Below are 24,284 nucleotides of genomic sequence, written 5' to 3'. Positions count from 1 at the left end.
ACATCCTTGAATAGATCAAAACCTGGCGCTGTTTGCTTGACGCTTAAAAACGCCACATAAAAAAGCCGCCTTATAAAAGGCGGCTTCGGATTTCGCTACATTTACGCTTGTGGCCGCATGTGCGGGAACAAGATCACATCGCGGATCGACGGCGAGTTGGTCAACAACATCACCAGGCGGTCGATGCCGATACCTTCACCGGCCGTTGGCGGCATGCCGTATTCCAGGGCACGTACGAAGTCGGCGTCGTAGTGCATGGCTTCGTCGTCGCCAGCGTCCTTGTCGGCCACCTGGGCCATGAAGCGCTCGGCCTGGTCTTCGGCATCGTTAAGCTCGGAGTAGGCGTTGGCGATTTCGCGGCCGCCGATGAACAGCTCGAAACGGTCGGTGACGTTCGGGTTGTCGTCGTTGCGACGGGCCAGCGGCGACACTTCGAACGGGTACTGGGTAATGAAGTGCGGCTGTTCCAGCTTGTGCTCCACCAGCTCTTCGAAAATCATCACCTGCAGTTTGCCCAGGCCTTCGAAACCGAGCACCTTGGCACCGGCTTTCTTGGCGATGGCGCGGGCCTTGTCGATGTCGTTGAGGTCGTCTGCGGTCAACTCAGGGTTGTACTTGAGGATCGAGTCGAACACCGACAGGCGCACGAACGGCTCGCCGAAGTGGAACACCTTGTCGCCGTACGGCACGTCGGTAGTCCCGAGGACAAGCTGCGCCAGCTCGCGGAACAGTTCCTCGGTGAGGTCCATGTTGTCTTCGTAGTCGGCGTAGGCCTGGTAGAACTCCAACATGGTGAATTCCGGGTTGTGCCGGGTCGAGACGCCTTCGTTACGGAAGTTGCGGTTGATCTCGAACACCTTCTCGAAGCCACCGACCACAAGACGCTTGAGGTACAACTCAGGCGCGATACGCAGGAACATTTCCAGGTCCAGTGCGTTGTGGTGGGTTTCGAACGGCTTGGCTGCGGCACCACCCGGGATGGTCTGCAACATCGGGGTTTCCACTTCCAGGAAGTCACGCTGCATCAGGAAGCTGCGGATGTGCGCGATGACCTGCGAACGCACGCGGAAGGTCTGGCGCACGTCTTCGTTGACGATCAGGTCAACGTAGCGCTGGCGGTAACGCTGCTCGGTGTCGGTCAGGCCGTGGTGCTTGTCCGGCAACGGGCGCAGGGACTTGGTCAGCAGGCGCACGCTGGTCATTTCCACGTACAGGTCGCCCTTGCCGGAACGGGCCAGGGTGCCTTCGGCGGCGATGATGTCGCCCATATCCCAGGTTTTCACCGAGGCCAGGGTTTCTTCGGACAGGGTCTTGCGGTTGACGTAGACCTGGATACGCCCGGTCATGTCCTGGATCACCATGAACGAGCCACGGTTGAGCATGATGCGACCTGCCACCTTGACCGGGATCGCCGCTTCTGCCAGCTCTTCCTTGGTCTTGTCCGCGTACTGCTTCTGCAAGGCATCGCAGTAGTTGTCGCGACGGAAGTCGTTGGGGAAGGCATTGCCCTTGGCGCGCTCGGCAGCCAGCTTTTCCTTGCGCAGGGCGATCAGGGAGTTTTCTTCCTGTTGCAGGGCTTGCGGGTCGAGTTGTTGGTCGCTCATGTCTTTAAATTTTCCATCAGGTTCGTTGTCCCAGGCGTAGGCCGGGGATCGCCGGCAAGGACCAGGCGTCCCCCCGGTTCCTACAAGGGGTTACAGGCCAGATTTCAGGCTGGCTTCCAGGTATTCGTCAATGTCACCGTCGAGCACCTTGTCGCAGTCGCTGCGTTCGATGTTAGTGCGCAGATCCTTGATCCGCGACGCATCGAGCACATAAGAGCGGATCTGGTGACCCCAGCCGATATCCGACTTGGTGTCTTCCAGGGCCTGGGAAGCGGCGTTGCGCTTCTGCATTTCCTGCTCGTACAACTTGGCCCGCAGCATTTTCATGGCGGTGTCCTTGTTCGCGTGCTGGGAACGTTCGTTCTGGCAGCTCACCACGGTGTTGGTCGGTACGTGGGTAATACGTACGGCCGAGTCGGTGGTGTTTACGTGCTGGCCACCGGCACCGGAGGAGCGGTAGGTGTCGATACGCAGGTCGGCCGGGTTGATCTCGATTTCCACCTTGTCATCGATCTCGGGCGAGACGAACACCGCAGAGAACGAGGTGTGGCGACGGTTGCCGGAGTCGAACGGGCTCTTGCGCACCAGGCGGTGTACGCCGATCTCGGTACGCAGCCAGCCAAAGGCGTATTCACCCTTGATGTGCACGGTCGCGCCCTTGATGCCGGCGACTTCACCAGCCGACAGTTCCATGATGGTGGCGTCGAAACCGCGTTTGTCGGCCCAGCGCAGGTACATGCGCAGCAGGATGTTGGCCCAGTCCTGGGCTTCGGTGCCGCCGGAACCGGCCTGGATGTCCAAGTAGGCGTTGTTCGGGTCCATTTCGTGGCTGAACATGCGACGGAATTCAAGCTTGGCGAGGTTTTCCTCGAGACGGGCCAGCTCGGCGACGACATCGCCCACTGCGCCTTCGTCGTTTTCCTCGACGGCCATGTCCAGCAGGTCGCGGCAATCGGCCAGGCCGGTATTCAGTTCGTCGAGGGTGTCGACGATCTGCGCCAGCGCAGCGCGCTCGCGCCCCAGTTCCTGGGCGTATTCAGGTTTGTTCCAGACACTCGGATCTTCAAGCTCGCGATTGACTTCGGTCAGGCGCTCATGCTTTTGATCGTAGTCAAAGATACCCCCGAATAGTTTCGGAGCGCTCGGACAGGTCCTTGATGGTGTTAAGGATCGGGTTGATTTCCATGGCGGGCAGCACTCGTTGGCGAACTTTTGAAAGCCGGCGAGTATAACGGCAAACGGGGGGGAGCGGCAGCCCGCCTGGCGAAAAGGCAGACTACGCAGGGTTAAATGTGGGAGGGGGCAAGCCCCCTCCCACATTTTGATCTGTTGCGGCCTCGAGTCACTCGATGCCGACCAGGTTTCGCCCGTTGTGCTTGGCCGTATACAAGCCCTTGTCCGCCGCCATGATCAACTGGCGGCAATCGGTACCCTGCACCGGCGTCATGGTCGACAGCCCGATGCTGATGGTCAGGCTCGAGCCTTCCGCCGGGGCGATATGCGGGATTTTCAGTGCGGCGACGGCCATGCGCAGCTTTTCCGCCACCAGGCGTGCCCCACCCGGCGAGGTGTTCGGCAACACCAGGGCAAACTCTTCGCCGCCGTAGCGTGCCGGCAGGTCCGAGGGGCGGCTGCTGGCTTCGCGGATAGTGTTGGCGACCTTGCGCAAGGCTTCATCACCCTCGACGTGGCCAAAGCTGTCGTTGTAGGTCTTGAAGAAATCCACGTCGATCATCAGCAATGACAGCTGGGTCTGATCACGCATGGCGCGGCGCCATTCCAGCTCCAGGTATTCGTCGAAGTGGCGGCGGTTGGACAGCCCGGTCAGGCCATCGGAGTTCATCAGCCGTTGCAGCACCAGGTTGGTGTCCAGCAGCTGTTGCTGGCTGACCCGCAGCGCACGGTAGGCGGCATCGCGCTGCAACAGGGTCATGTAGGAACGCGAGTGATAGCGGATGCGCGCCACCAGTTCGATGTTGTCCGGCAGCTTGACCAGGTAATCGTTGGCCCCCGCCGAGAACGCCGCGCTCTTGATCAGCGGGTCTTCCTTGGTGGAAAGCACGATGATCGGGATGTTCTGCGTGGCCGGGTGGTTGCGGTATTCGCGCACCAGGGTCAAGCCGTCGAGGCCCGGCATCACCAGGTCCTGCAGGATCACCGTGGGCTTGATGCGGATGGCCTGGGCAATCGCCTGGTGCGGGTCGGCACAGAAGTGGAAGTCGATGTTTTCTTCGTGGGCCAGGCCGCGCCGGACGGCTTCGCCGATCATGGCCTGGTCGTCGACCAGCAACACCATGGCGGCGTTTTCGTCGGTCTTGATGTCGTCGATCTGTAAATCATTCATGTGCAGTCACCTGAATTACTGCCTGCAAGCCAACACCGCGGAAGGTCATGATCATTTTGCAAAGACCTCCAGCAATCGGGGCGCAATTCTATCCAGTGGGCGAATTTCAACAGCAGCATCAATCGCCGCCGCCGCTTTGGGCATGCCATACACCGCCGAGCTTTGCTGATCCTGGGCGATGGTCAAATAACCTTGTTCACGCATTAGCTTGAGCCCCTGGGCCCCGTCACGCCCCATACCCGTCAGCAGTACGCCGACGGCATCGCCATTCCAGTGGCTGGCCACGCTTTCGAAAAACACGTCGATCGAAGGCCGGTAAATCTCGTTCACCGGCTCTGCGGTATAGGCTAGCGTGCCATTCTTCAATAAACGAATGTGGTGATTGGTGCCGGCCAGCAGCACCACCCCGCTTTGCGGCGGTTCGCCTTCGCGGGCCAGGCGTACCGGCAGGCCGGAGGCGCTGCTCAGCCACTCGGCCATGCCGGCGGCGAAGACCTGATCCACATGCTGCACCAGCACAATGGCGGCGGCAAAGTCCCGGGGCAATCCCTTGAGCAGGGTTTCCAGGGCAGCCGGGCCACCCGCCGAAGAACCGATCGCCACCAGGCTCTGGCGTTCGCCGGTGCTGCGCTCCGGGGTGGTTTCGGCGCGCACACGGCTGCCGCGCTGGCCGATCAGCCAGCCGATGTTGAGGATCTTGCGCAGCAACGGCGCCGCCGCATCCTTGGGGTTGCCCACGCCGAGCGCCGGCGTGTCCACCACATCCAGGGCGCCGTGGCCCATGGCTTCGAACACCCGGCTCACATTGGCCTGGCGGTCGACGGTCACCAGCAGGATCGCGCACGGGGTCTCGGCCATGATCTGCCGCGTGGCCTCCACGCCGTCCATCACCGGCATGATCAGGTCCATCAGGATCAGGTCCGGGGTCAATTCGGCGCAGCGCTGCACCGCCTCCAGGCCATTGCTGGCCACCCACACCACCTGGTGCGCGGGCTCGAAGCTCAAGGCACGGCGCAGGGCCTCCACGGCCAGGGGCATGTCATTGACGATCGCAATCCTCATGACCGCGCGCCTCCGATCAGCTCCACCACGGCATCCAGCAGCGCGTCATCGTGGAAACTGGCCTTGGCCAGATAATAATCGGCCCCAGCATCCAGCCCGCGACGGCGGTCTTCTTCACGGTCTTTGTACGACACCACCATCACCGGCAACGATTGCAGGCGACTGTCACGGCGCAGGAGTGTGACCAATTCAATACCGTCCATACGAGGCATATCGATATCAGTGATAAGCAGGTCGAAGTCTTCGGAGCGCAAGGCGTTCCAGCCGTCCATGCCGTCAACCGCGACGGCCACTTCGTACCCGCGATTGAGCAGCAGTTTGCGTTGCAACTCCCGCACAGTGAGCGAGTCGTCCACCACCAGTACCCGCTTGCGCGGTGCCTCGGTGGCCTGCTGGCTGCGCCGGGCGATGCGTTCCAGGCGCCCGGTGTTGAGCAGCTTGTCCACCGAGCGCAGCATATCTTCCACATCGACGATCAATACCACCGAGCCGTCGTCCAGCAAGGCACCGGCGGAAATATCCTGGACCTTGCCCAGGCGATCATCCAGCGGCAACACCACCAGGGTGCGTTCGCCGATAAAGCGTTCCACGGCGATCCCGTAAACCGCATCGCGCTCGCGGATCACCACCACCTTCAAGGTTTCGTCATTGCTCTGCCCCAATGGGCGCTGCAACAGCTGGCTGGCGGCGACCAGGCCCACATGCCGACCTTCATGCCAGAAATGCTGGCGGCCTTCCAACTGCACAATGTCGTCGGGTGCCAGGTCGCACATGCGCTCGATATGCGCCAGCGGGAACGCATAGGCTTCCTCGCCGACTTCCACCACCAGGCTGCGCACCACCGACAGGGTCAGCGGCACCTCCAGATGGAAGCGACTGCCCTGCCCTGCCGTCTGCTCCAGCACCACCGCGCCGCGCAGTTGGCGAACCATATGCTGCACCGCATCCAGCCCGACACCGCGCCCGGACACTTCGGTGACCTTGTCGCGCAGGCTGAACCCCGGCAGGAACAGGAACGTCAGCAGCTCCTCTTCACTCAGGTTCAGGGCCGTCTCCCAGGTTGAAAGATGCCGATCGACGATGGTGCCGCGCAGACGCTCCAGGTCGACGCCATTGCCGTCGTCACTCAGCTCCAGCACCAGCAGGCCGGCCTGATGGGACGCGCGCAGGCGGATCAGGCCTTCGGCAGGTTTGCCTGCCAGCAGGCGTTGCTCGGGCATTTCGATGCCGTGGTCGACGGCATTGCGCAATAAATGGGTGAGTGGCGCTTCGAGCTTTTCCAGCACGTCGCGATCGACCTGGGTCTTTTCTCCCTCGATCTCCAGGCGCACTTGCTTGCCCAGGCTTCGGCCGAGGTCGCGCACCATGCGCACCTGACCGGCCAGCACGTCGGCAAACGGGCGCATGCGACAGGCCAGCGCAGTGTCGTAGAGCACCTGGGCACGCTGGCCGGCCTGCCAGCCAAACTCATCCAGCTCGGCGGTCTTTTCCGCCAGCAGCGCCTGGGCTTCGCTCAGCAGGCGGCGGGTATCGGCCAGGGCTTCCTCGGCTTCGAGGCTCAAACCCAGGGTCTTGAGCTGGCCATCCAGGGTATCCAGGGCGCGTACGCTCTGGCTTTGAATCCGTTTGAGACGCTGCATGCTGGCCAGGTAGGGCTTGAGCCGCTGGGTTTCCACCAGAGACTTGCTCGAGAGGTCCAACAGGCTGTTCAAGCGCTCGGCGGTCACGCGCAATACGCGTTCGCCACCTTCAGTCATGCGCCGGCCCTGACGCGGCGGATCACTGGCGACGTGCGGTGCGGGCTCAGGCTCCGGCGGCAGCTCTTCGATGAGCGGCGCCGGGGCGGGCTCAGGCGCAGCGGGCAGCGGCGCGACGTAGGCACTGGGCTGGGATGGATCCAGCAGGCGCTCCATCAACGCCACATAGGCATCGATGTCCGCCGTGCCGACATCGTTGCCAGGAGTGGCGATACGCATCAGCAAGTCGGTGCCTTGCAGCAACGCGTCGATATGTTCGGGTTGCAGGTACAGGCGGCGTTCCTGGGCGCTGACCAGGCAATCCTCCATGACATGGGCCACGCTGACCCCGGCGTCCACCCCGACGATGCGCGCCGCGCCCTTGAGCGAATGCGCGGCACGCATGCAGGCTTCAAGCTGGTCGGCCTGGGTAGGGTTGCGCTCCAGGGCCAGCAGGCCCGCGCTCAGCACCTGGGTCTGGGCATCGGCTTCCAGGCTGAACAGCTCCAGCAGCGAGGCGTCGCGCATCTGGTCGGGGGTCATGTGAGGCTCCGGGTCACGGCGGACAACAATTGCGCCTCGTCCAGCCACCGCAGGCTACGGCCTTTCCACTGCAACACACCCTGGGTGTAGCGCGCGCTGGCCTGGGTACCCGAGGCCGACGCCGCCTTCAGGGTGCGCTCATCGATGGCATGGATGCCATCCACTTCGTCCACCGGCACCACCACCGGGCCATCCTGCGCGGCGATGATCAGCATGCGCGGCATGATCCGCCCACCGCTGGCGCCCTGATGGGTTGTTTCCAGGCCAAGCAACTCCACCAGCGACAGGCACGCCACCAGCGCACCACGCACATTGGCCACACCGAGCAAGGCACGGGAGCGCTGGTGCGGCAGCGAGTGAATCGGTTGCAACGGCGCCACCTCCACCAGGCAGCGGGTGGCGATGCCCAGCCATTCCTCGCCGAGGCGGAACACCAACAGCGAGCGGGTGACGATCTTTTCGTCAACCTCGGCAGCCGCCACCGGACGACGGTCGTCCTGCTGCAAGGCATAGCGGTCCAGCAAGCGCGTGGCGGCAGCCGAGTACACCGAACAGTTACGGCAGTGGATATGCTCCACAAGCAACGGGCACGACTTGTCGCCATGGATACCGATACGGTTCCAGCAGTCGTCGATGGCTTGGGTGTCGGCCAGGGTCAGGTCCAGGCCTGCGGTGTTGAGCGCCTCGGTGCTACTCATCGTTTGGACTCACTGTCTGCTCGCTCGCTGCGGGCGGCCCGCGCCTGTAAACGGCGCGCCCCCGCACTGTCGCCCTGGGACTCGAGCAAGGCGGCCAGGTGCATCAAGGCCTGCGGGTGCTGGGGTTCCAGGTACAAGGCTTTACGATAAAACCCCTGGGCTTCCAGGGCGCTGCCGGCCACGTCGCTGAGCAACCCCAGCCAGTAGAACACCTGGGCGGCCGGCGGGTGACTGTTCAGATACTGCTCGCAGGCGGCGCGGGCCTCGGCACTTTTGCCTTCGTTGGCCAGGCTGGCGATGCGGCTGAGCAAGGTGCCCGCATCGGAGGGCGGCGCCTTGATCGGCCCCGCCTGGGTGCTGGCCGTGCTGAACGGTCGCGGCTTGACCGGGACCGGCGCGGCGCTGCGCGGTGGCGTCGGCATGGGCACGAATACCGGCTCAGGCTTCACCGGTTCGGCATGCCGGCTGAAGGCAAATGACTGCGGCACCCCAATCGAGCGCATGCCGTGGCGCCCCAGCAAGCTGCCCTCGGCGGGACCGATAAACAGCACGCCGTCCACATGGGTCAGGCCCTTGAGCACATCGAAGACTTGTTTCTGGGTCGGCTGGTCAAAGTAGATCAGCAGGTTGCGGCAAAACACGAAATCGTAGCTCGCCTCGTTCGCCAGCAGCGTCGGGTCGAGCAGGTTGCCGACTTGCAGGCGCACCTGTTCGCGCACGCGGTCGGCGATGTGGAACCCGTCGCCGTATTCCGTGAAGTGGCGGTCGCGAAAGGCAGTATCGCCACCGCGAAACGAGTTCTTGCCATACACCCCACGCCGGGCGCGCTCCACCGACAGCGGGCTGACATCCAGGCCCAGGACCTTGAACTGGTGCGGCGCCAGCCCGGCATCCAGCAAGGCCATGGCAATGGAATAGGGTTCTTCGCCGGTGGAACACGGCAGGCTGAGAATGCGCAGGGCGCGCATCTGCTTGATCTCGGCCAGGCGTGCAAGCGCCAGTCGGGCCAGGGTCGCAAAGGATTCGGGGTAACGGAAAAACCAGGTCTCGGGGACGATCACGGCTTCGATCAGCGCGTGTTGCTCGTCCTCGGAGCTTTGCAGGTGCTGCCAGTACTGCCCTGGCGTTTGCGCCTGCACGGCCTGGCTGCGCTGGCGTACGGCGCGCTCGATGATGGCCTCGCCGACCGACGCGACGTCCAGGCCGATACGTTCTTTCAAGAAGGCAAAGAAACGCGGGTCGTTGCTCATAGGCTCAGCTCGGCAGAAAACAACAGGGCGCGCACATCATCGGTGAGCACGTCATTCACGCCAATCCACTGCATCAGGCCCAGGGCATCCTCACGCACCGGCCCCAGGTACCGCGCCTGGCGGTTATCCAGGCCGTAAGGCTGGAATTCGGCCGGGTCGCACCGCAGGGTGTCCGTGGCCTGCTCGAGGATCAGCCCGAGCCAGCGCGATTCGACCCAGGTGTGCGGCTGGTAATTGACCAGCACCAGGCGCGTACTCGTACGCGCCTGGGCCGCTGTGCCGAAGGTCAGCGCACTCAGGTCGATGACCGGCACCAACGCCCCGCGATGGGCAAAGATGCCCGCCACCCACAGTGGCGCGTGGGCGATAGGCTTGAGCGGCAGGCGTGGCAACACCTCGGCCACCTCCGTGGCCTTGAGCGCAAAGCGTTCGCTGCCGATGTGAAACACCAGGAACAAGGCTTTTTTCGCTGCCGGAACGGCGCCGCGTTTAGCCGCAAGGTCGCTCATCAGACTTTGAAACGCGACACGCCGCTGCGCAGACCCACCGCAACCTGGCTCAGTTCATCGATGGCAAAGCTGGCCTGGCGCAGGGACTCCACCGTCTGGCTGCTGGCATCGCCCAGTTGCACCAGGGCATGGTTGATCTGCTCGGCGCCGGTGGCCTGGGCCTGCATGCCTTCGTTGACCATCAACACCCGCGGCGCCAGGGCCTGTACCTGATGGATGATCTGCGACAGTTGCTCGCCTACTTGCTGCACTTCGAACATGCCTCGACGGACTTCTTCGGAGAACTTGTCCATGCCCATCACGCCCGCCGAAACCGCTGACTGGATTTCACGCACCATCTGCTCGATGTCGTAGGTGGCCACGGCGGTCTGGTCGGCCAGGCGCCGCACTTCGGTGGCCACCACGGCAAAACCGCGCCCATATTCACCGGCCTTTTCGGCTTCGATGGCGGCATTCAGGGACAGCAGGTTGGTCTGGTCGGCGACCTTGACGATGGTCACCACCACCTGGTTGATATTGCCGGCCTTCTCATTGAGGATCGCCAGCTTGGCGTTCACCAGGTCGGCGGCGCCCATCACCGAGTGCATGGTTTCTTCCATGCGCGCCAGGCCTTGCTGGCCGGAACCGGCGGCCACCGAGGCCTGGTCGGCGGCGGTGGACACTTCGGTCATGGTGCGAACCAGATCCTTGGAAGTGGCAGCGATCTCCCGTGACGTGGCACCGATCTCAGTGGTGGTGGCCGCGGTTTCAGTGGCAGTGGCCTGCTGCTGCTTGGAGGTGGCCGCAATCTCGGTGACCGAGGTGGTGACCTGCACCGAAGAGCGCTGGGCCTGGGACACCAGGGCCGTGAGCTCGGTCATCATGTCGTTGAAGCCGGTTTCCACCGCACCGAACTCGTCCTTGCGCTCCAGGTTCAAGCGTTTGCTCAGGTCACCGGTGCGCATGGTCTGGAGGATCTCGACGATGCGTTGCATCGGCGCCATGATCGCGCGCATCAGCAGCAGGCCACACAGGCCGGCGGCGAGAATGGCCACGGCCAGCGACAGGAACATGCTGACCTTGGCCGAGGCAACGGCGTCGTCAATGGCGGCCGTTGCCCTGTCGGACACGGCCTTGTTTTCCGTGATGATGTCATTGAGCTTCATGCGCCCTTCGGTCCAGATCGGCGTCAATTGCTCTTCCAGCAGCTCGCGGGCGGCCGGCAGGTCATTGGCTTCGACGCGCTCAAGCACCTCGGCCAGGACCTTGTTGTAATTGATGTGGGCGGCCTTGAAGTTATCGAACTCCATGCGATCGGCCTGGCTATGCACGGTTTTTTCGTAATTGGCCATCTGCTGTTCGATACGCGCCTCGAAGGCCTTGTAATCCGACTTATCGCTATTGGTGAAGGTTTTATCCTCGCGCAGGCCAATGATATCGATGGTCTGCAAATAGCTGTCGACCCACGCGCTGCGGATCATCGAACTGAGGTAAACCCCCGGCACCGCGTCGTCACGCACCGATTCCTGGCTGGCTTCGATCTTCAGCAACCGTGAGTAGGACACCACAACCATCAGCAGCATGATCGCGATAATGACCGCAAAGCTCGCCAAAATCCGCTGGCGCAAGGTCCAATTCTTCACAGTGTTTCCTCGAAGGGCCATTCAAATGGAGGGGAGTATAGCTGAGCAGAAGCCCTCATTTATCAATGGGTTTTGGTGTTGTGCCGACATATATGCAAAAACACCTGTGGGAGGGGGCTTGCCCCGGTACAAACCGGGGACATCGTTTACATTTCTAACCGGGGACATGGTTTACAGGCTAATACGCATGATCAGGAGGTAACTGATCATGCCCTGGAACCAAGAGTCCCCCATGAATCAAAGAATCAAGCTGGTAGCTGATTGGCTTTCTGGCAACTTCACCAAAAGCCAGTTGGCACGCCGCTTTGACGTTAGCCGACCTACCGTCGATAAGTGGATTGCCCGGCACGACGGCGATTTGAGGTCTTTATCCGAACTGTCCCGGCGACCTCACAACAGCCCAAATAAAACCGACGACGAGATTTTGGCCCGTGTAGTCGCGATGAAGGAGGCTCACGATAAATGGGGGCCGAAAAAGCTTCTCGAGCTATTACGGCTGGAAGATCCCTCCGTCACCTGGCCCTCTCCAAGTACGGCCGGTCAATGGCTTGACCGACTTGGGCTCGTCAAAAAGCGGCGCTTCAAACGCCGACACAGCATTTCCCACGCACAAATGCGAAAGGCCGACGAACCTAACAAGACGTGGTGTGCTGACTACAAAGGGCAGTTCAAGATGCTTAATGCTCAGATGTGCTTCCCTTTGACCGTCACAGACCATGCGTCGCGGCTGATTTTAGCGTGCAGGGCCCATCCCAAGATCATGACCCAGCCTGTAAAACAGGCCTTTGAGAGGCTTTTTCAGGAGTACGGCATGCCGGAAGTTATCCGTTCGGACAACGGGGTACCGTTCGCCTCTCCTGGCCTGGCAAGAATATCCACACTGGCAGTTTGGTGGATTCGGCTGGGTATTTATCCCGAGCGAACCATGCCGGGAAGACCCGCCCAGAATGGTCGCCATGAACGAATGCACCGTAGCTTGAAACTTGAGTTGCCCTTAGGGAAAAACTTAGTCGAGCAGCAGCTTTTGCTGGAGCATTTCAGGCATGAGTTTAATTACGTACGCCCTCACGAAGCGCTCGGCATGAAACGTCCGGGAGACTTGTATGTGCCGTCCACCCGAATTTATCCAGGATGCTTGCCCGATGTGGAATATCCGGCAGAAATGAAAGTTCGAAGCGTCAGGCAGGACGGATCGATCAAGTGGAACGGCAAGTTGGTATTTATCAGCGAGGCGCTGTCCGGGGAAAGGATAGGGCTCAAAGAAGCTGAAGATGAAGCTTGGGATTTGTACCTGTGTGATTATCCCTTGGGGAGGCTTGGACGAGGTATGACCCGCGTCCAGGCCTCAAATGTGTAAACGATGTCCCCGGTTTCAGATGTAAACGATGTCTACGGTTCTACACCCCGATTGCGGTGGAACAGCTGCAAATACTCCAACTGGTCTACCGCTATCGGGGCAAGCCCCCTCCCACATTGCGTACACTCGTCGGTTATTGGTTAAGCCGTACCTGCTTTTCCAGTTCCAGCTTCAAGCCCGGCTCGAGCTTGAGTTGGCGGGCCAATTCGTCCAGATACGCCTTTTCCATAAAGTTCTCCTCGTCCACCAGCATCACGCTGGCGATGTACATCTCGGCAGCCATTTCCGGGGTGCCGGCGGCGCGGGCGACGTCGGCCGGGTCCAGCGGCTTGTTCAATTCGGCGTGCAGCCAGCTTTGCAGTTCGCGGTCGTTGTCCAGCTTGGTGAATTCACCTTCGATCAATGCGCGTTCACGCTCATCCACATGGCCGTCGGCCTTGGCGGCGGCGACCAATGCCTTGAGGATCCCCTGGCTGTGCTGCTCGACCTGGGCCGGTGGCAGGCGGTCGATGGTTTGCGGTTCGCCCTGAGGCGCGTTGGCCTGCTTGGCCTGCCAGTTGCCGTAGGCTTTGTAGGCAATCACGCCCAACGCGGCCAGCCCGCCATAGGTCAGGGCCTTGCCGCCAAACTTGCGCGCCTTCTTGTTGCCCAGCAACAGGCCCATGGCTCCCGCCGCCAGGGCGCCACCGCCCGCACCGCCGAGCAGGCTGCCGAGACCGCCGCCGCCGAGCAGCCCGCCGAGGGCGCCTTTATCGTCCTGCTTGCGCTGGCCGCCGGTTTTGTTCTGCAACATGTCCTGGCCGGACTTGAGCAACTGATCGAGCAATCCACGGGTATTCATTCGTAGCCTCCAGACACTAGGGTTCATAGGACCAATAGGCCCTCAGCGTAAAACTAAGTGCCAAAAAGCCGCGATCTAGAGTGCTTCCAGATGTAACGCCGCTGCCCTTCGCTTAAATCGATATACACTCGGATAAATCTATAAAAACACCCCACTGGTAATTCCAGCATGATGACCTTGCGTCAAATCCGGCATTTTATCGCCGTGGCCGAGACCGGTTCGATCTCCGCCGCCGCGCAGACCGCGTTCATTTCCCAGTCCACCCTGACCCTGGCGATCCAGCAACTGGAGCAGGAAATCGGCGTCACCCTGTTCAACCGCCACGCCAAGGGCATGACCCTCACGCACCAGGGCCATCAGTTCCTGCGCCAGGCGCACTTGATCCTCGCCACCGTCGACAATGCCAAGCGCAGCCTGCAACAGAGCACCGACCAGGTCGCCGGGCAGTTGATCATCGGCGTGACCAGCCTGGTCGCCGGCTACTACCTGGCGGATTTGCTCACCCGCTTCCAGCGCGCCTACCCCAACGTGGAGATCCGCGTGATGGAAGACGAACGCCCGTATATCGAGCATTTGCTGGTCAGCGGCGAGATCGATGTGGGCGTGCTGATCCTCTCCAACCTGGAAGACCGCCACGCCCTGCAGACCGAAGTCCTCACCCACTCGCCCCACCGCCTGTGGCTACCGGCGCAACATCCGCTGCTGGAGCACGACAGCATCAACCTCGCCGACGTGGCAAGCGAGCCGTTGATTCAGCTGAACGTCGACGAAATGGGGCATAACGCCCAGCGCCTGTGGGCAGCAGCCGGCCTGCAACCGCGCGTGACCCTGCGCACCGCCTCCACCGAGGCCGTGCGCAGCCTGGTGGCCGCGGGCCTGGGCGTGTCGATCCAACCGGACATGACCTACCGCCCCTGGTCCCTGGAGGGCGACATTATTGAAGCGCGGCCGATTGCCGACCTCAGCCAGACCCTGGACGTCGGCCTGGCCTGGCGTCGAGGCACCGCGCGACCGGCCTTGGTGGATCCGTTCCTCACCGTTGCGCGGGAACAACCACACCCGCGCAAGCCATCTATTTAATCGAATGCTGCATTCAGTATTTAGTATTTGTTGTCCTCACGCCTGGCCTCTAGTCTCTGTTTATTCATAGGAGAGGGTCATGCGCCTTGTAAGAGAACGCCCATGACCACACAAGAAAAGAGATCACGAAAAATGTCCGGCGCGCCAACCCCGCTGCTCACTGCGTTGCTGATCGACGGCGAACTGGTCCAGGGCCAGGGCGTTGCCGAGCCGATCCTCAACCCGGCCACCGGCGAAGTGCTCACCCAGATCGCCGAAGCCAGCACCGAGCAGGTCGAAAGTGCGATCCTCGCCGCACACCGCGCTTTTGCCGGCTGGTCGCGGACCACGCCGCAACAACGCTCCAACATCCTGCTGGGCATCGCCGACGCCATCGAGAAACACGCCGACTATCTGGCCCGCCTGGAATCGCTTAACTGCGGCAAGCCGTTGCACCTGGCGCGCCAGGACGACTTGAGCGCCACCATCGATGTGTTCCGCTTCTTCGCCGGCGCCGTGCGCTGCCAGACCGGCCAGCTCAGCGGCGAATACCTGCCGGGCTACACCAGCATGGTGCGCCGCGATCCGATTGGCGTGGTGGCCTCGATTGCGCCGTGGAACTACCCGCTGATGATGGCCGCGTGGAAGATCGCCCCAGCGCTGGCGGCCGGTAATACCTTGGTGTTCAAGCCGTCGGAACACACGCCGCTGTCGATCCTCGCATTGGCCCCGGTCCTGAAGGACGTGTTACCACGCGGGGTCATCAACATTCTGTGCGGTGGCGGTGAAGGCGTCGGCAGCCATTTGGTCAGCCACCCCAAGGTGCGCATGGTCTCGCTGACCGGCGACATCGTCACCGGCCAGAAAATCCTGCAGGCCGCCTCCAAGACCCTCAAACGCACACACCTGGAATTGGGCGGCAAGGCGCCGGTGATCGTGTGCAACGACGCCGATCTGCAAGCCGTGGTCGAAGGCGTACGTGCCTACGGTTACTACAACGCCGGCCAGGACTGCACCGCGGCGTGCCGCATCTATGCCCAGGCGGGCATCCACGACAAATTGGTCGCCGAGCTGGGCGCAGCCGTCAGCAGCCTGCGCTTCGCCGGCAAGCGCGATGCCGATAATGAACTCGGCCCGCTGATCAGCACACGCCAGCGCGACCGCGTGGCCAGCTTTGTCGAGCGCGCCCTGGGCCAGCCGCATATCGAGCGGGTCACCGGCGCGGCCGTGCATTCCGGGGCCGGCTTCTATTACCAGCCGACGCTGCTCGCCGGTTGCAAGCAGAACGATGAAATCGTCCAGCGCGAAGTGTTCGGCCCGGTGGTCACCGTGACCCGCTTCGACGAACTGGAACAGGCGGTGGACTGGGCCAACGATTCCGAATACGGCCTGGCCTCCTCCGTCTGGACCCAGAACCTGGACAAGGCCATGCAGGTCGCCGCGCGCCTGCAATACGGCTGCACCTGGATCAACAGCCATTTCATGCTGGTCAGCGAAATGCCCCACGGCGGCTTGAAGCGCTCGGGGTATGGGAAAGATCTGTCCAGCGATTCGCTACAGGACTACAGCGTGGTGCGCCACATCATGGCCCGCCACGGCCAGCATCTTTAAAACAACAACTAAGCTCATGCGTCACGGCTTCACACACTGCCCCGACCATAATTAAAGAAGAGGGAATCCCCATGTCTGCGCATAAGACCGCACTGCTCAGTGCCTTGACCACCGCGCTGCTGGCCAGCGTCAGTATCCAGGCCGCCGAACCGCTCAAGGCGGTGGGCGCTGGTGAAGGCCAGCTGGATATCGTCGCCTGGCCCGGCTATATCGAACGTGGCGAAAGCGACAAGGCCTACGACTGGGTCACAGGTTTCGAGAAGGAAACCGGCTGCAAGGTCAACGTGAAAACCGCCGCCACCTCTGACGAAATGGTTAGTTTGATGGCCAAGGGCGGTTATGACCTGGTCACCGCGTCCGGGGATGCGTCGCTGCGGTTGATCGTTGGCAAGCGTGTGCAACCAATCAACACGGCGTTGATCCCCAACTGGAAGAACATCGACCCGCGCCTCAAGGATGCGCCGTGGTACGTGGTGGGCCAGCAGACCTACGGCACCCCGTACCAGTGGGGGCCGAACGTGCTGATGTACAACACCACCGTGTTCAAGACCGCGCCCACCAGCTGGAATGTGCTGTTCGATGCGCAGAACCTGCCGGACGGCAAGCCGAACAAAGGTCGCGTGCAGGCCTATGACGGTCCGATCTACATCGCCGATGCGGCACTGTACCTCAAGAGCACCCAGCCGGAACTGGGGATCCAGAGCCCCTATGAACTGACCGAAACCCAGTACAAGGCCGTGCTCGACCTGTTGCGCGCGCAGCAGCCGTTGATCCACCGCTACTGGCATGACACCACCGTGCAAATGAGCGACTTCAAGAACGAAGGCGTGGTGGCCTCCAGCGCCTGGCCGTATCAGGTCAACGGCCTGCAGAACGAGAAGCAGCCGATTGCTTCGACCATTCCCAAGGAAGGCGCCACCGGCTGGGCCGACACCACCATGTTGCACAGCGAGGCCAAGCACCCGAATTGCGCCTACAAGTGGATGGACTGGTCGCTGCAGCCGAAAGTCCAGGGCGATGTCGCCGCCTGGTTCGGCTCGCTGCCGGCGGTGCCCGCAGCCTGCAAGGAAAGCGAACTGCTCGGCGCCGAGGGTTGCAAGACCAACGGCTTCGATCAGTTCGACAAGATCGCCTTCTGGAAAACCCCGCAGGCCGAGGGCGGCAAGTTCGTGCCGTACAGCCGCTGGACCCAGGACTACATCGCGATCATGGGCGGGCGCTAAGCCATCTGACCCTCAGGGGCCGCTTCGCGGCCCAACGCAGCCTCGTGCCTCGGCAGCTGCTACGGATCTTTACTGCTTCTACACCGTTGGTAGGAGCCGTCGAGTGAAACGAGGCTGCGATTTCTGAGCACCTCCTACGATTTTATTTTTATCCAAAACGCGCCTTTTTGGAGCACCGCACCATGACGCTTGCAGTCCAATTCACCCACGTTTCCCGTCAGTTCGGCGAAGTGAAGGCCGTTGACCGGGTTTCCATCGATATCCAGGACGGCGAGTTCTTTTCCATGCTCGGCCCATCCGGCTCGGGCAAGACCACCTGCCTGCGCCTGATCGCCGGTTTCGAGCAACCGAGCGCAGGCTCGATCCGCATTCATGGCGAGGAAGCCGCTGGCTTGCCGCCGTATCAGCGTGACGTAAACACGGTATTCCAGGATTACGCACTGTTCCCCCATATGAACGTGCGCGACAACGTCGCCTATGGCCTCAAGGTCAAAGGCGTGGGCAAGACCGAACGCCTCAACCGCGCCGAAGAAGCCTTGGGGATGGTCGCCCTCGGTGGCTACGGCGAGCGCAAGCCGGTACAGCTCTCCGGCGGCCAACGCCAACGAGTGGCCTTGGCCCGTGCCCTGGTCAATCGCCCCCGCGTGTTGCTGCTCGATGAACCCCTGGGCGCCCTCGACCTCAAGCTGCGCGAACAGATGCAAAGCGAGCTGAAGAAGCTGCAACGCCAGCTCGGCATCACCTTTATCTTCGTCACCCACGACCAGACCGAAGCGCTGTCGATGTCCGACCGTGTGGCGGTGTTCAACAAGGGCCGTATCGAACAGGTCGACACCCCGCGCAACCTGTATATGAAACCGGCCACCGCGTTCGTCGCCGAGTTCGTCGGCACCTCCAACGTGATTCGCGGCGAGTTGGCCCAGCGCCTCAGCGGCAGTGCGCAGCCGTTTTCGATTCGCCCGGAACACGTACGGTTTGCCGAGGGCCCGCTGGGCGCCGGCGAAGTGGAAATCAGCGGCCTGCTGCACGACATCCAGTACCAGGGCAGCGCCACCCGCTATGAACTGAAACTGGAAAACGGCCAGGCGCTGAACATCAGCCAGGCCAACAACCAGTGGCTGGACATCAGCAGCGGCCATCAGGTCGGCCAGTTCATCACCGCCCGCTGGGCGCGAGAAGCCATGACGCCGCTGACTGACCGCGCAGGCGAGGTGTGACATGAGCCTGGCCCTTTCCCAACCGCCGATGCGCAGGTTTTCCAACCTGCTGTACCGCAAGCCCAACCTGTACCTGGCGATGCTGCTGGTTCCGCCGCTGATCTGGTTCGGCGCGATCTACCTGGGTTCGTTACTGACCCTGCTATGGCAAGGCTTCTATACCTTTGACGACTTCACCATGGCGGTCACCCCGGACCTGACCCTGGCCAACTTCGCCGCGCTGTTCCAGCCGTCGAACTTCGACATCATCCTGCGCACCCTGGGCATGGCGATCGTGGTGTCGATCGCCAGCGCCATCGTCGCCTTCCCGATCGCCTACTACATGGCGCGCTACACCACGGGCAAGACCAAGGCGTTCTTCTATATCGCGGTGATGATGCCGATGTGGGCCAGCTACATCGTCAAGGCGTATGCCTGGACGTTGCTGCTGGCCAAAGGTGGAGTGGCGCAGTGGTTCGTGCAGCACCTGGGCCTGGAACCGGTATTGCAGTTCGTGCTGGGCATTCCCGGCGTGGGCGGCAGCACCTTGAGCACCTCGCACCTGGGGCGTTTCATGGTGTTCGTCTATATCTGGCTGCCCTTTATGATCCTGCCGATCCAGGCGTCCCTGGAGCGCTTGCCGCCGTCGCTGCTGCAAGCCTCCGCCGACCTCGGCGCCAAGCCGCGCCAGACCTTCATGCAGGTGATCCTGCCACTGTCGGTGCCGGGGATTGCCGCCGGTTCGATCTTCACGTTTTCGCTGACCCTGGGCGATTTCATCGTGCCGCAACTGGTGGGTCCGCCGGGTTACTTCGTCGGCGGAATGGTCTACGCCCAGCAAGGCGCCATCGGCAATATGCCCATGGCGGCGGCGTTCACCCTGGTACCGATCGTGCTGATCGCGGTTTACCTGTCCATCGTCAAACGCCTGGGGGCCTTCGATGCACTCTGAGAAATCATCATTAGGCTTGAAGATCGCAGCCTGGGGCGGGTTGGTATTCCTGCACTTCCCGATCCTGATCATCTTCCTCTACGCCTTCAACACCGAGGAAGCCGCGTTCAGCTTTCCGCCCCAGGGCTTTACCCTGAAGTGGTTCAGCGTGGCCTTCGCCCGGCCGGATGTGCTGGAAGCGATCAAGCTGTCGTTGCAGATCGCCGCCATCGCCACCCTGATTGCCATGGTGCTGGGCACCCTGGCCTCGGCGGCGCTGTATCGCCGCGAGTTCTTTGGCAAGCAAGGTGTGTCGCTGATGTTGATCCTGCCGATTGCGCTGCCGGGGATCATCACCGGTATTGCACTGCTGGCGACGTTCAAGACATTAGGCATCGAGCCGGGGATGTTCACCATCATCGTCGGCCACGCGACGTTCTGCGTGGTGATCGTCTACAACAACGTCATTGCCCGCCTGCGCCGTACGTCCCACAGCCTGATCGAAGCCTCGATGGACCTGGGCGCCGACGGCTGGCAGACCTTCCGCTACATCATCATGCCCAACCTCGGCTCGGCGCTGCTGGCCGGCGGCATGCTGGCGTTTGCGCTGTCGTTCGACGAAATCATCGTCACCACTTTCACCGCCGGCCACGAGCGTACGTTGCCGCTGTGGTTGCTCAACCAATTGAGCCGGCCACGGGATGTGCCGGTGACCAATGTGGTCGCGATGCTGGTGATGCTGGTGACGATGTTCCCGATCCTGGGCGCCTATTACCTGACTCGCGGCGGTGAAAGCGTGGCCGGGAGTGGTGGTAAATAATTTTTTATTGAAGACACCGAGCCCTCTCCCACATTCAGAGCCGGTTTATTCAGTGACATAACGATCGCTTTTTGGAGGACTGAACCATGCAAACCAAACTCTTGATCAACGGCCACCTCGTCGAAGGCGAAGGCCCGGCGCAAGCGGTGTTCAACCCGGCATTGGGCCGCGTGCTGGTGGAAATCAAAGAAGCCAGCGAAGCCCAGGTCGACGCCGCCGTGCGCGCCGCCGATGCGGCCTTCGAAGGCTGGTCGCAAACCGCGCCCAAGGATCGCTCGCTGTTGCTGCTGAAACTGGCCGACGTGATCGAAGCCCACGGCGAAGAACTGGCCAAGCTGGAATCGGACAACTGCGGCAAGCCCTACAGCGCCGCGCTGAACGACGAGATCCCGGCGATTGCCGACGTGTTCCGCTTCTTCGCTGGCGCCAGCCGTTGCATGAGCGGTTCGGCCGGCGGTGAATACTTGCCCGGCCACACCTCGATGATCCGTCGCGACCCGGTGGGCGTGATCGCGTCCATCGCGCCGTGGAACTACCCACTGATGATGGTCGCCTGGAAAATCGCACCGGCCCTGGCCGCGGGCAATACCGTGGTGCTCAAGCCGTCGGAGCAAACCCCGCTGACCGCGTTGCGGATGGTCGAGTTGGCGTCGGAGATTTTCCCGGCCGGAGTACTCAACCTGGTGTTCGGCCGTGGGCCTACCGTGGGCAGTCCGCTGGTGAACCACCCGAAAGTGCGCATGGTGTCGCTGACCGGATCCATCGCCACCGGTGCGAATATCATCTCCAGCACCGCCGACAGCGTGAAGCGCATGCATATGGAGCTGGGCGGCAAGGCGCCTGTGATCATCTTCAACGATGCGGATATCGATGCAGCGGTGGAAGGCATTCGTACCTTTGGCTTCTACAATGCCGGCCAGGACTGCACCGCAGCGTGCCGGATTTATGCGCAGGCGGACATCTACGACGCCTTTGTGGAGAAGCTCGGCGCGGCGGTCGCCAGCATCAAATACGGCTTGCAGGATGACCCGGCCACTGAGCTGGGCCCGTTGATCACCGCGCAACACCGCGACCGGGTTGCCGGGTTTGTCGAACGCGCCGTGGCGCAGCCGCATATCCGCCTGGTCACCGGTGGCAAGGCGGTGGAAGGCAATGGTTTCTTCTTTGAGCCGACCGTGCTCGCCGATGCGCAACAGGACGATGAAATCGTGCGCCGCGAGGTGTTCGGGCCAGTGGTGTCGGTAACCAAATTCACCGATGAGGCGCAGGTACTGGGCTGGGCCAATGATTCGGACTACGGGTTGGCGTCATCGGTATGGACCGCCGACGTAGGACGCGCCCACCGCCTGGCCGCGCGTTTGCAGTACGGCTGCACCTGGGTAAACACCCATTTCATGCTCGTCAGCGAAATGCCTCACGGTGGTCAGAAACTGTCGGGGTATGGCAAGGATATGTCCATGTATGGCTTGGAGGACTACACCACGGTTCGGCATGTGATGTTCAAGCACTGATCGCCCAAGTGCCGTAACGCTTTATTGTAGGAGCGAGCTTGCTCGCGAAGAACGCAAGCGCACCGCGGTTAGTCAGAATGTCCGCGTTATCGTTGACGTTCTTCGCGAGCAAGCTCGCTCCTACATTTGGATCTTCATAATTCGTGGGTAATGTGTTCGCTCACAGCGTCGGAAATGTCTTGTCGCATTTGCAATGCAATCACCCCGCCATCAATCAATTTTCCTACGTCATCGAACCGCTTAAGCTATCCGGCGTCTGTTTAATGTCCGTTGTGTTTGGCCGAAGGCATGTCCGAACCGTAATTTCTGATCCAGCACGTGCCAGGAACGGCGCGGGATTTGCTCACGACAGGTTGTCTCTATGCACCGCAGGAATTTGCTCAAAGCCTCCATGGCCATTGCGGCCTACACCGGTTTATCGGCCAGCGGCCTGCTTGCCGCGCAGGCCTGGGCCGGGAACCGTGCCGCCGATGGCAAGGCCGTGGCGTTCGATTTTGAAACGCTCAAGGCCCAAGCCAAACAACTCGCCGGAACCGCGTATAAAGACACCAAACAGGTGCTGCCGCCCACCCTGGCGACCATGACCCCGCAGAATTTCAACGCCATCGGCTACGACGGCAACCATTCGCTGTGGAAGGAATTGAACGGCCAACTCGACGTGCAGTTCTTCCACGTCGGCATGGGCTTCAAGACGCCGGTGCGCATGCACAGCGTCGACCCCAAGACCCGTGAAGCCCGGGAAGTGCATTTCCGCCCCTCACTGTTCAATTATGAAAAAACCACCGTCGACACTAAACAGCTGACCGGCGACCTGGGTTTCTCCGGCTTCAAGTTGTTCAAGGCGCCGGAACTGGATCGCCATGACGTGCTGTCGTTTCTCGGCGCCAGCTACTTCCGCGCGGTGGATTCCACCGGCCAGTACGGCCTTTCCGCACGCGGACTGGCGATTGATACCTACGCGAAGAAACGCGAGGAGTTCCCCGACTTCACGCAGTTCTGGTTCGAGACCCCGGACAAGAACGCGACCCGCTTTGTGGTCTACGCCCTGCTCGACTCGCCGAGCGCCACCGGCGCCTATCGCTTCGATATCGACTGCCAGGCCAACCAAGTGGTGATGGCCATCGACGCCCATATCAACGCACGTACCGCCATCGAACAGTTGGGCATCGCCGCCATGACCAGCATGTTCAGTTGCGGCACCCACGAACGCCGCATGTGCGACACCATCCACCCACAGATCCACGATTCGGACCGCCTGGCGATGTGGCGGGGTAATGGCGAGTGGATTTGCCGCCCGTTGAATAACCCGGCCAAGCTGCAGTTCAATGCGTTCGCCGACACCGACCCGAAAGGTTTCGGCCTGGTGCAGACCGACCATGAGTTCGCCAGCTACCAAGACACCGTCGACTGGTACAGCAAGCGTCCAAGCCTGTGGGTCGAACCGACCACCGCCTGGGGCGAAGGCTCGATCGACCTGTTGGAAATCCCCACCACCGGTGAGACCCTGGACAACATCGTGGCCTTCTGGACCCCGAAAAAGCCGGTGGCGGCCGGCGACTCACTCAACTATGGCTACAAGCTGTACTGGAGCGCCCTGCCCCCGGTCAGCACGCCGCTGGCGCAAGTCGACGCGACCCGTTCCGGCATGGGCGGTTTTACCGAAGGTTGGGCACCGGGCGAGCACTACCCGCCAGTGTGGGCGCGCCGCTTTGCCGTGGACTTCAAGGGCGGCGGCCTGGACCGTTTGCCGGCCGGCACCGGGATCGAGCCGGTGGTGACCTGCTCCCACGGCGAAGTGAAAGACTTCAGCGTGCTGGTGCTCGACAACATCAAGGGCTACCGCATCCTGTTCGACTGGTACCCGACCAGCGACAGCGTGGAGCCGGTGGAACTGCGGCTGTTTATTCGCACCCAGGACCGCACCCTGAGTGAAACCTGGTTGTATCAGTACTTCCCGCCGGCACCGGAGCAGCGCAAGTACACCTGATCCAGATCGTTCCCACGCTCGCGTGGGAACGATCCTCGCGCACAGCATCAGAACCGCGACACACTCTTCATCGCTCCAATCAGATACCGCATCGCTACCTGATCGCTTTCGGTCAGCGCGCGATACTGCGCCAGTAATTCGGCTTCGTCCGAACTCAACCTGCGGCCACGCAAGGACACCCTGCGGGTAAAAAAAGACACCACCGCACCCGCTACACCATAGGACTTGGCCATGGACTGTTTCTCCTGATATCGATCAAAAACTCCTGTGCCCACAAACCGTTTCCCGGGGAGCGCAATGCCTCTCTGTACAAACAGACGGACTCCCTGGGCCAGAAATCAGTCGTACCCTAAGCGTAGAAACAATCTCGTTACGTGTGG

The 24,284-nt window shown here is 61.8% G+C and carries 20 protein-coding genes; 9 read left to right on the top strand and 11 right to left on the bottom strand.

The features are described from left to right. Positions 1-101: 101 nt before the first annotated feature. The 9 genes from lysS to BLW22_RS03660 form a co-directional block, all read right to left on the bottom strand. Positions 102-1,604 (bottom strand): lysine--tRNA ligase, encoded by a 1,503-nt coding sequence (gene lysS / locus BLW22_RS03700; RefSeq protein WP_065926487.1) that lies wholly within the window; start codon positions 1,602-1,604, stop codon positions 102-104. Positions 1,605-1,694: 90 nt separating this feature from the next. Beyond that, positions 1,695-2,790, bottom strand: a protein-coding gene (prfB, locus tag BLW22_RS03695; protein WP_098465888.1) for a peptide chain release factor 2 whose coding sequence is annotated in 2 segments (ribosomal slippage) — positions 1,695-2,717 and positions 2,719-2,790 — 1,095 coding nt in all. Because the reading frame shifts where the segments join, the coding sequence is not laid out codon by codon here. A gap of 156 nt (positions 2,791-2,946) precedes the next feature. After that, complete coding sequence (locus BLW22_RS03690; protein WP_065926488.1) at positions 2,947-3,948, bottom strand: response regulator; 1,002 nt, start codon at positions 3,946-3,948, stop codon at positions 2,947-2,949. A 51-nt stretch (positions 3,949-3,999) separates the two neighbouring features. Further along, entirely contained in the window at positions 4,000-5,010 is a 1,011-nt protein-coding gene (gene cheB / locus BLW22_RS03685; protein WP_065926489.1) for a chemotaxis response regulator protein-glutamate methylesterase, read from the bottom strand. Then, positions 5,007-7,289, bottom strand: a complete 2,283-nt coding sequence (locus BLW22_RS03680) for a hybrid sensor histidine kinase/response regulator (protein ID WP_065948858.1) — start codon at positions 7,287-7,289, stop codon at positions 5,007-5,009. The genes cheB and BLW22_RS03680 overlap by 4 nt, the downstream gene beginning before the upstream one ends. After that, complete coding sequence (locus BLW22_RS03675; RefSeq protein ID WP_027604520.1) at positions 7,286-7,987, bottom strand: chemotaxis protein CheW; 702 nt, start codon at positions 7,985-7,987, stop codon at positions 7,286-7,288. Before BLW22_RS03675 ends, BLW22_RS03680 begins: the two co-directional genes overlap by 4 nt. Next, complete coding sequence (locus BLW22_RS03670) at positions 7,984-9,237, bottom strand: CheR family methyltransferase (protein WP_074844212.1); 1,254 nt, start codon at positions 9,235-9,237, stop codon at positions 7,984-7,986. The genes BLW22_RS03675 and BLW22_RS03670 overlap by 4 nt, the downstream gene beginning before the upstream one ends. Next, entirely contained in the window at positions 9,234-9,746 is a 513-nt protein-coding gene (locus tag BLW22_RS03665; protein WP_027604522.1) for a chemotaxis protein CheW, read from the bottom strand. Before BLW22_RS03665 ends, BLW22_RS03670 begins: the two co-directional genes overlap by 4 nt. Next, positions 9,746-11,308 carry a methyl-accepting chemotaxis protein gene (locus BLW22_RS03660; RefSeq protein WP_413038056.1) on the bottom strand — a complete coding sequence of 521 codons (1,563 nt, stop codon included), beginning with the start codon at positions 11,306-11,308 and terminating at the stop codon, positions 9,746-9,748. Before BLW22_RS03660 ends, BLW22_RS03665 begins: the two co-directional genes overlap by 1 nt. Before the next feature lie 268 nt (positions 11,309-11,576). On the opposite strand from BLW22_RS03660, the gene BLW22_RS03655 reads away from it, so the two are divergent. After that, on the top strand, positions 11,577-12,725 hold the full coding sequence (locus tag BLW22_RS03655; protein WP_065924691.1) for an integrase core domain-containing protein: 1,149 nt from the start codon (positions 11,577-11,579) through the stop codon (positions 12,723-12,725). A 133-nt stretch (positions 12,726-12,858) separates the two neighbouring features. Here BLW22_RS03655 and BLW22_RS03650 read toward each other — a convergent pair whose 3' ends face one another. Next, entirely contained in the window at positions 12,859-13,566 is a 708-nt protein-coding gene (locus BLW22_RS03650) for a tellurite resistance TerB family protein (protein ID WP_065938734.1), read from the bottom strand. 168 nt (positions 13,567-13,734) lie between these two features. On the opposite strand from BLW22_RS03650, the gene BLW22_RS03645 reads away from it, so the two are divergent. From BLW22_RS03645 to BLW22_RS03610, 8 genes are all read left to right on the top strand, one after another. Further along, positions 13,735-14,646, top strand: a complete 912-nt coding sequence (locus tag BLW22_RS03645; protein WP_065926494.1) for a LysR family transcriptional regulator — start codon at positions 13,735-13,737, stop codon at positions 14,644-14,646. 132 nt (positions 14,647-14,778) lie between these two features. Then, positions 14,779-16,236 (top strand): gamma-aminobutyraldehyde dehydrogenase, encoded by a 1,458-nt coding sequence (locus tag BLW22_RS03640; RefSeq protein ID WP_065926495.1) that lies wholly within the window; start codon positions 14,779-14,781, stop codon positions 16,234-16,236. A 71-nt stretch (positions 16,237-16,307) separates the two neighbouring features. Next, entirely contained in the window at positions 16,308-17,459 is a 1,152-nt protein-coding gene (gene ydcS / locus BLW22_RS03635; RefSeq protein ID WP_065926496.1) for a putative ABC transporter substrate-binding protein YdcS, read from the top strand. A gap of 182 nt (positions 17,460-17,641) precedes the next feature. Then, a complete protein-coding gene (locus BLW22_RS03630; RefSeq protein ID WP_065948860.1) occupies positions 17,642-18,676 on the top strand; it encodes an ABC transporter ATP-binding protein in 1,035 nt (344 codons plus the stop codon). A 1-nt stretch (position 18,677) separates the two neighbouring features. Next, positions 18,678-19,607 carry an ABC transporter permease gene (locus BLW22_RS03625; protein WP_027604529.1) on the top strand — a complete coding sequence of 310 codons (930 nt, stop codon included), beginning with the start codon at positions 18,678-18,680 and terminating at the stop codon, positions 19,605-19,607. After that, positions 19,597-20,406: an ABC transporter permease gene (locus BLW22_RS03620; protein ID WP_025856826.1), complete on the top strand. Its 810-nt coding sequence runs from the start codon at positions 19,597-19,599 to the stop codon at positions 20,404-20,406. Before BLW22_RS03625 ends, BLW22_RS03620 begins: the two co-directional genes overlap by 11 nt. 86 nt (positions 20,407-20,492) lie before the next feature. After that, positions 20,493-21,917, top strand: coding sequence for a gamma-aminobutyraldehyde dehydrogenase (locus tag BLW22_RS03615; RefSeq protein WP_065948861.1), 1,425 nt, complete (start codon positions 20,493-20,495; stop codon positions 21,915-21,917). A gap of 361 nt (positions 21,918-22,278) precedes the next feature. Then, a complete protein-coding gene (locus BLW22_RS03610; protein ID WP_065948862.1) occupies positions 22,279-23,904 on the top strand; it encodes a glucan biosynthesis protein D in 1,626 nt (541 codons plus the stop codon). 47 nt (positions 23,905-23,951) lie between these two features. On the opposite strand, the gene BLW22_RS03605 is transcribed toward BLW22_RS03610, so the two are convergent. Further along, positions 23,952-24,137 (bottom strand): hypothetical protein, encoded by a 186-nt coding sequence (locus BLW22_RS03605; RefSeq protein WP_065926501.1) that lies wholly within the window; start codon positions 24,135-24,137, stop codon positions 23,952-23,954. Between the last annotated feature and the right edge of the window lie 147 nt (positions 24,138-24,284).

Origin of the sequence: Pseudomonas marginalis (genome assembly GCF_900105325.1) — a bacterium.
GTDB classification, from domain to species: Bacteria; Pseudomonadota; Gammaproteobacteria; order Pseudomonadales; family Pseudomonadaceae; genus Aquipseudomonas; species Aquipseudomonas marginalis.
The sequence above is the reverse complement of the archived record's forward strand: the minus strand, read 5'-3'. Positions and strand labels throughout refer to the sequence as shown.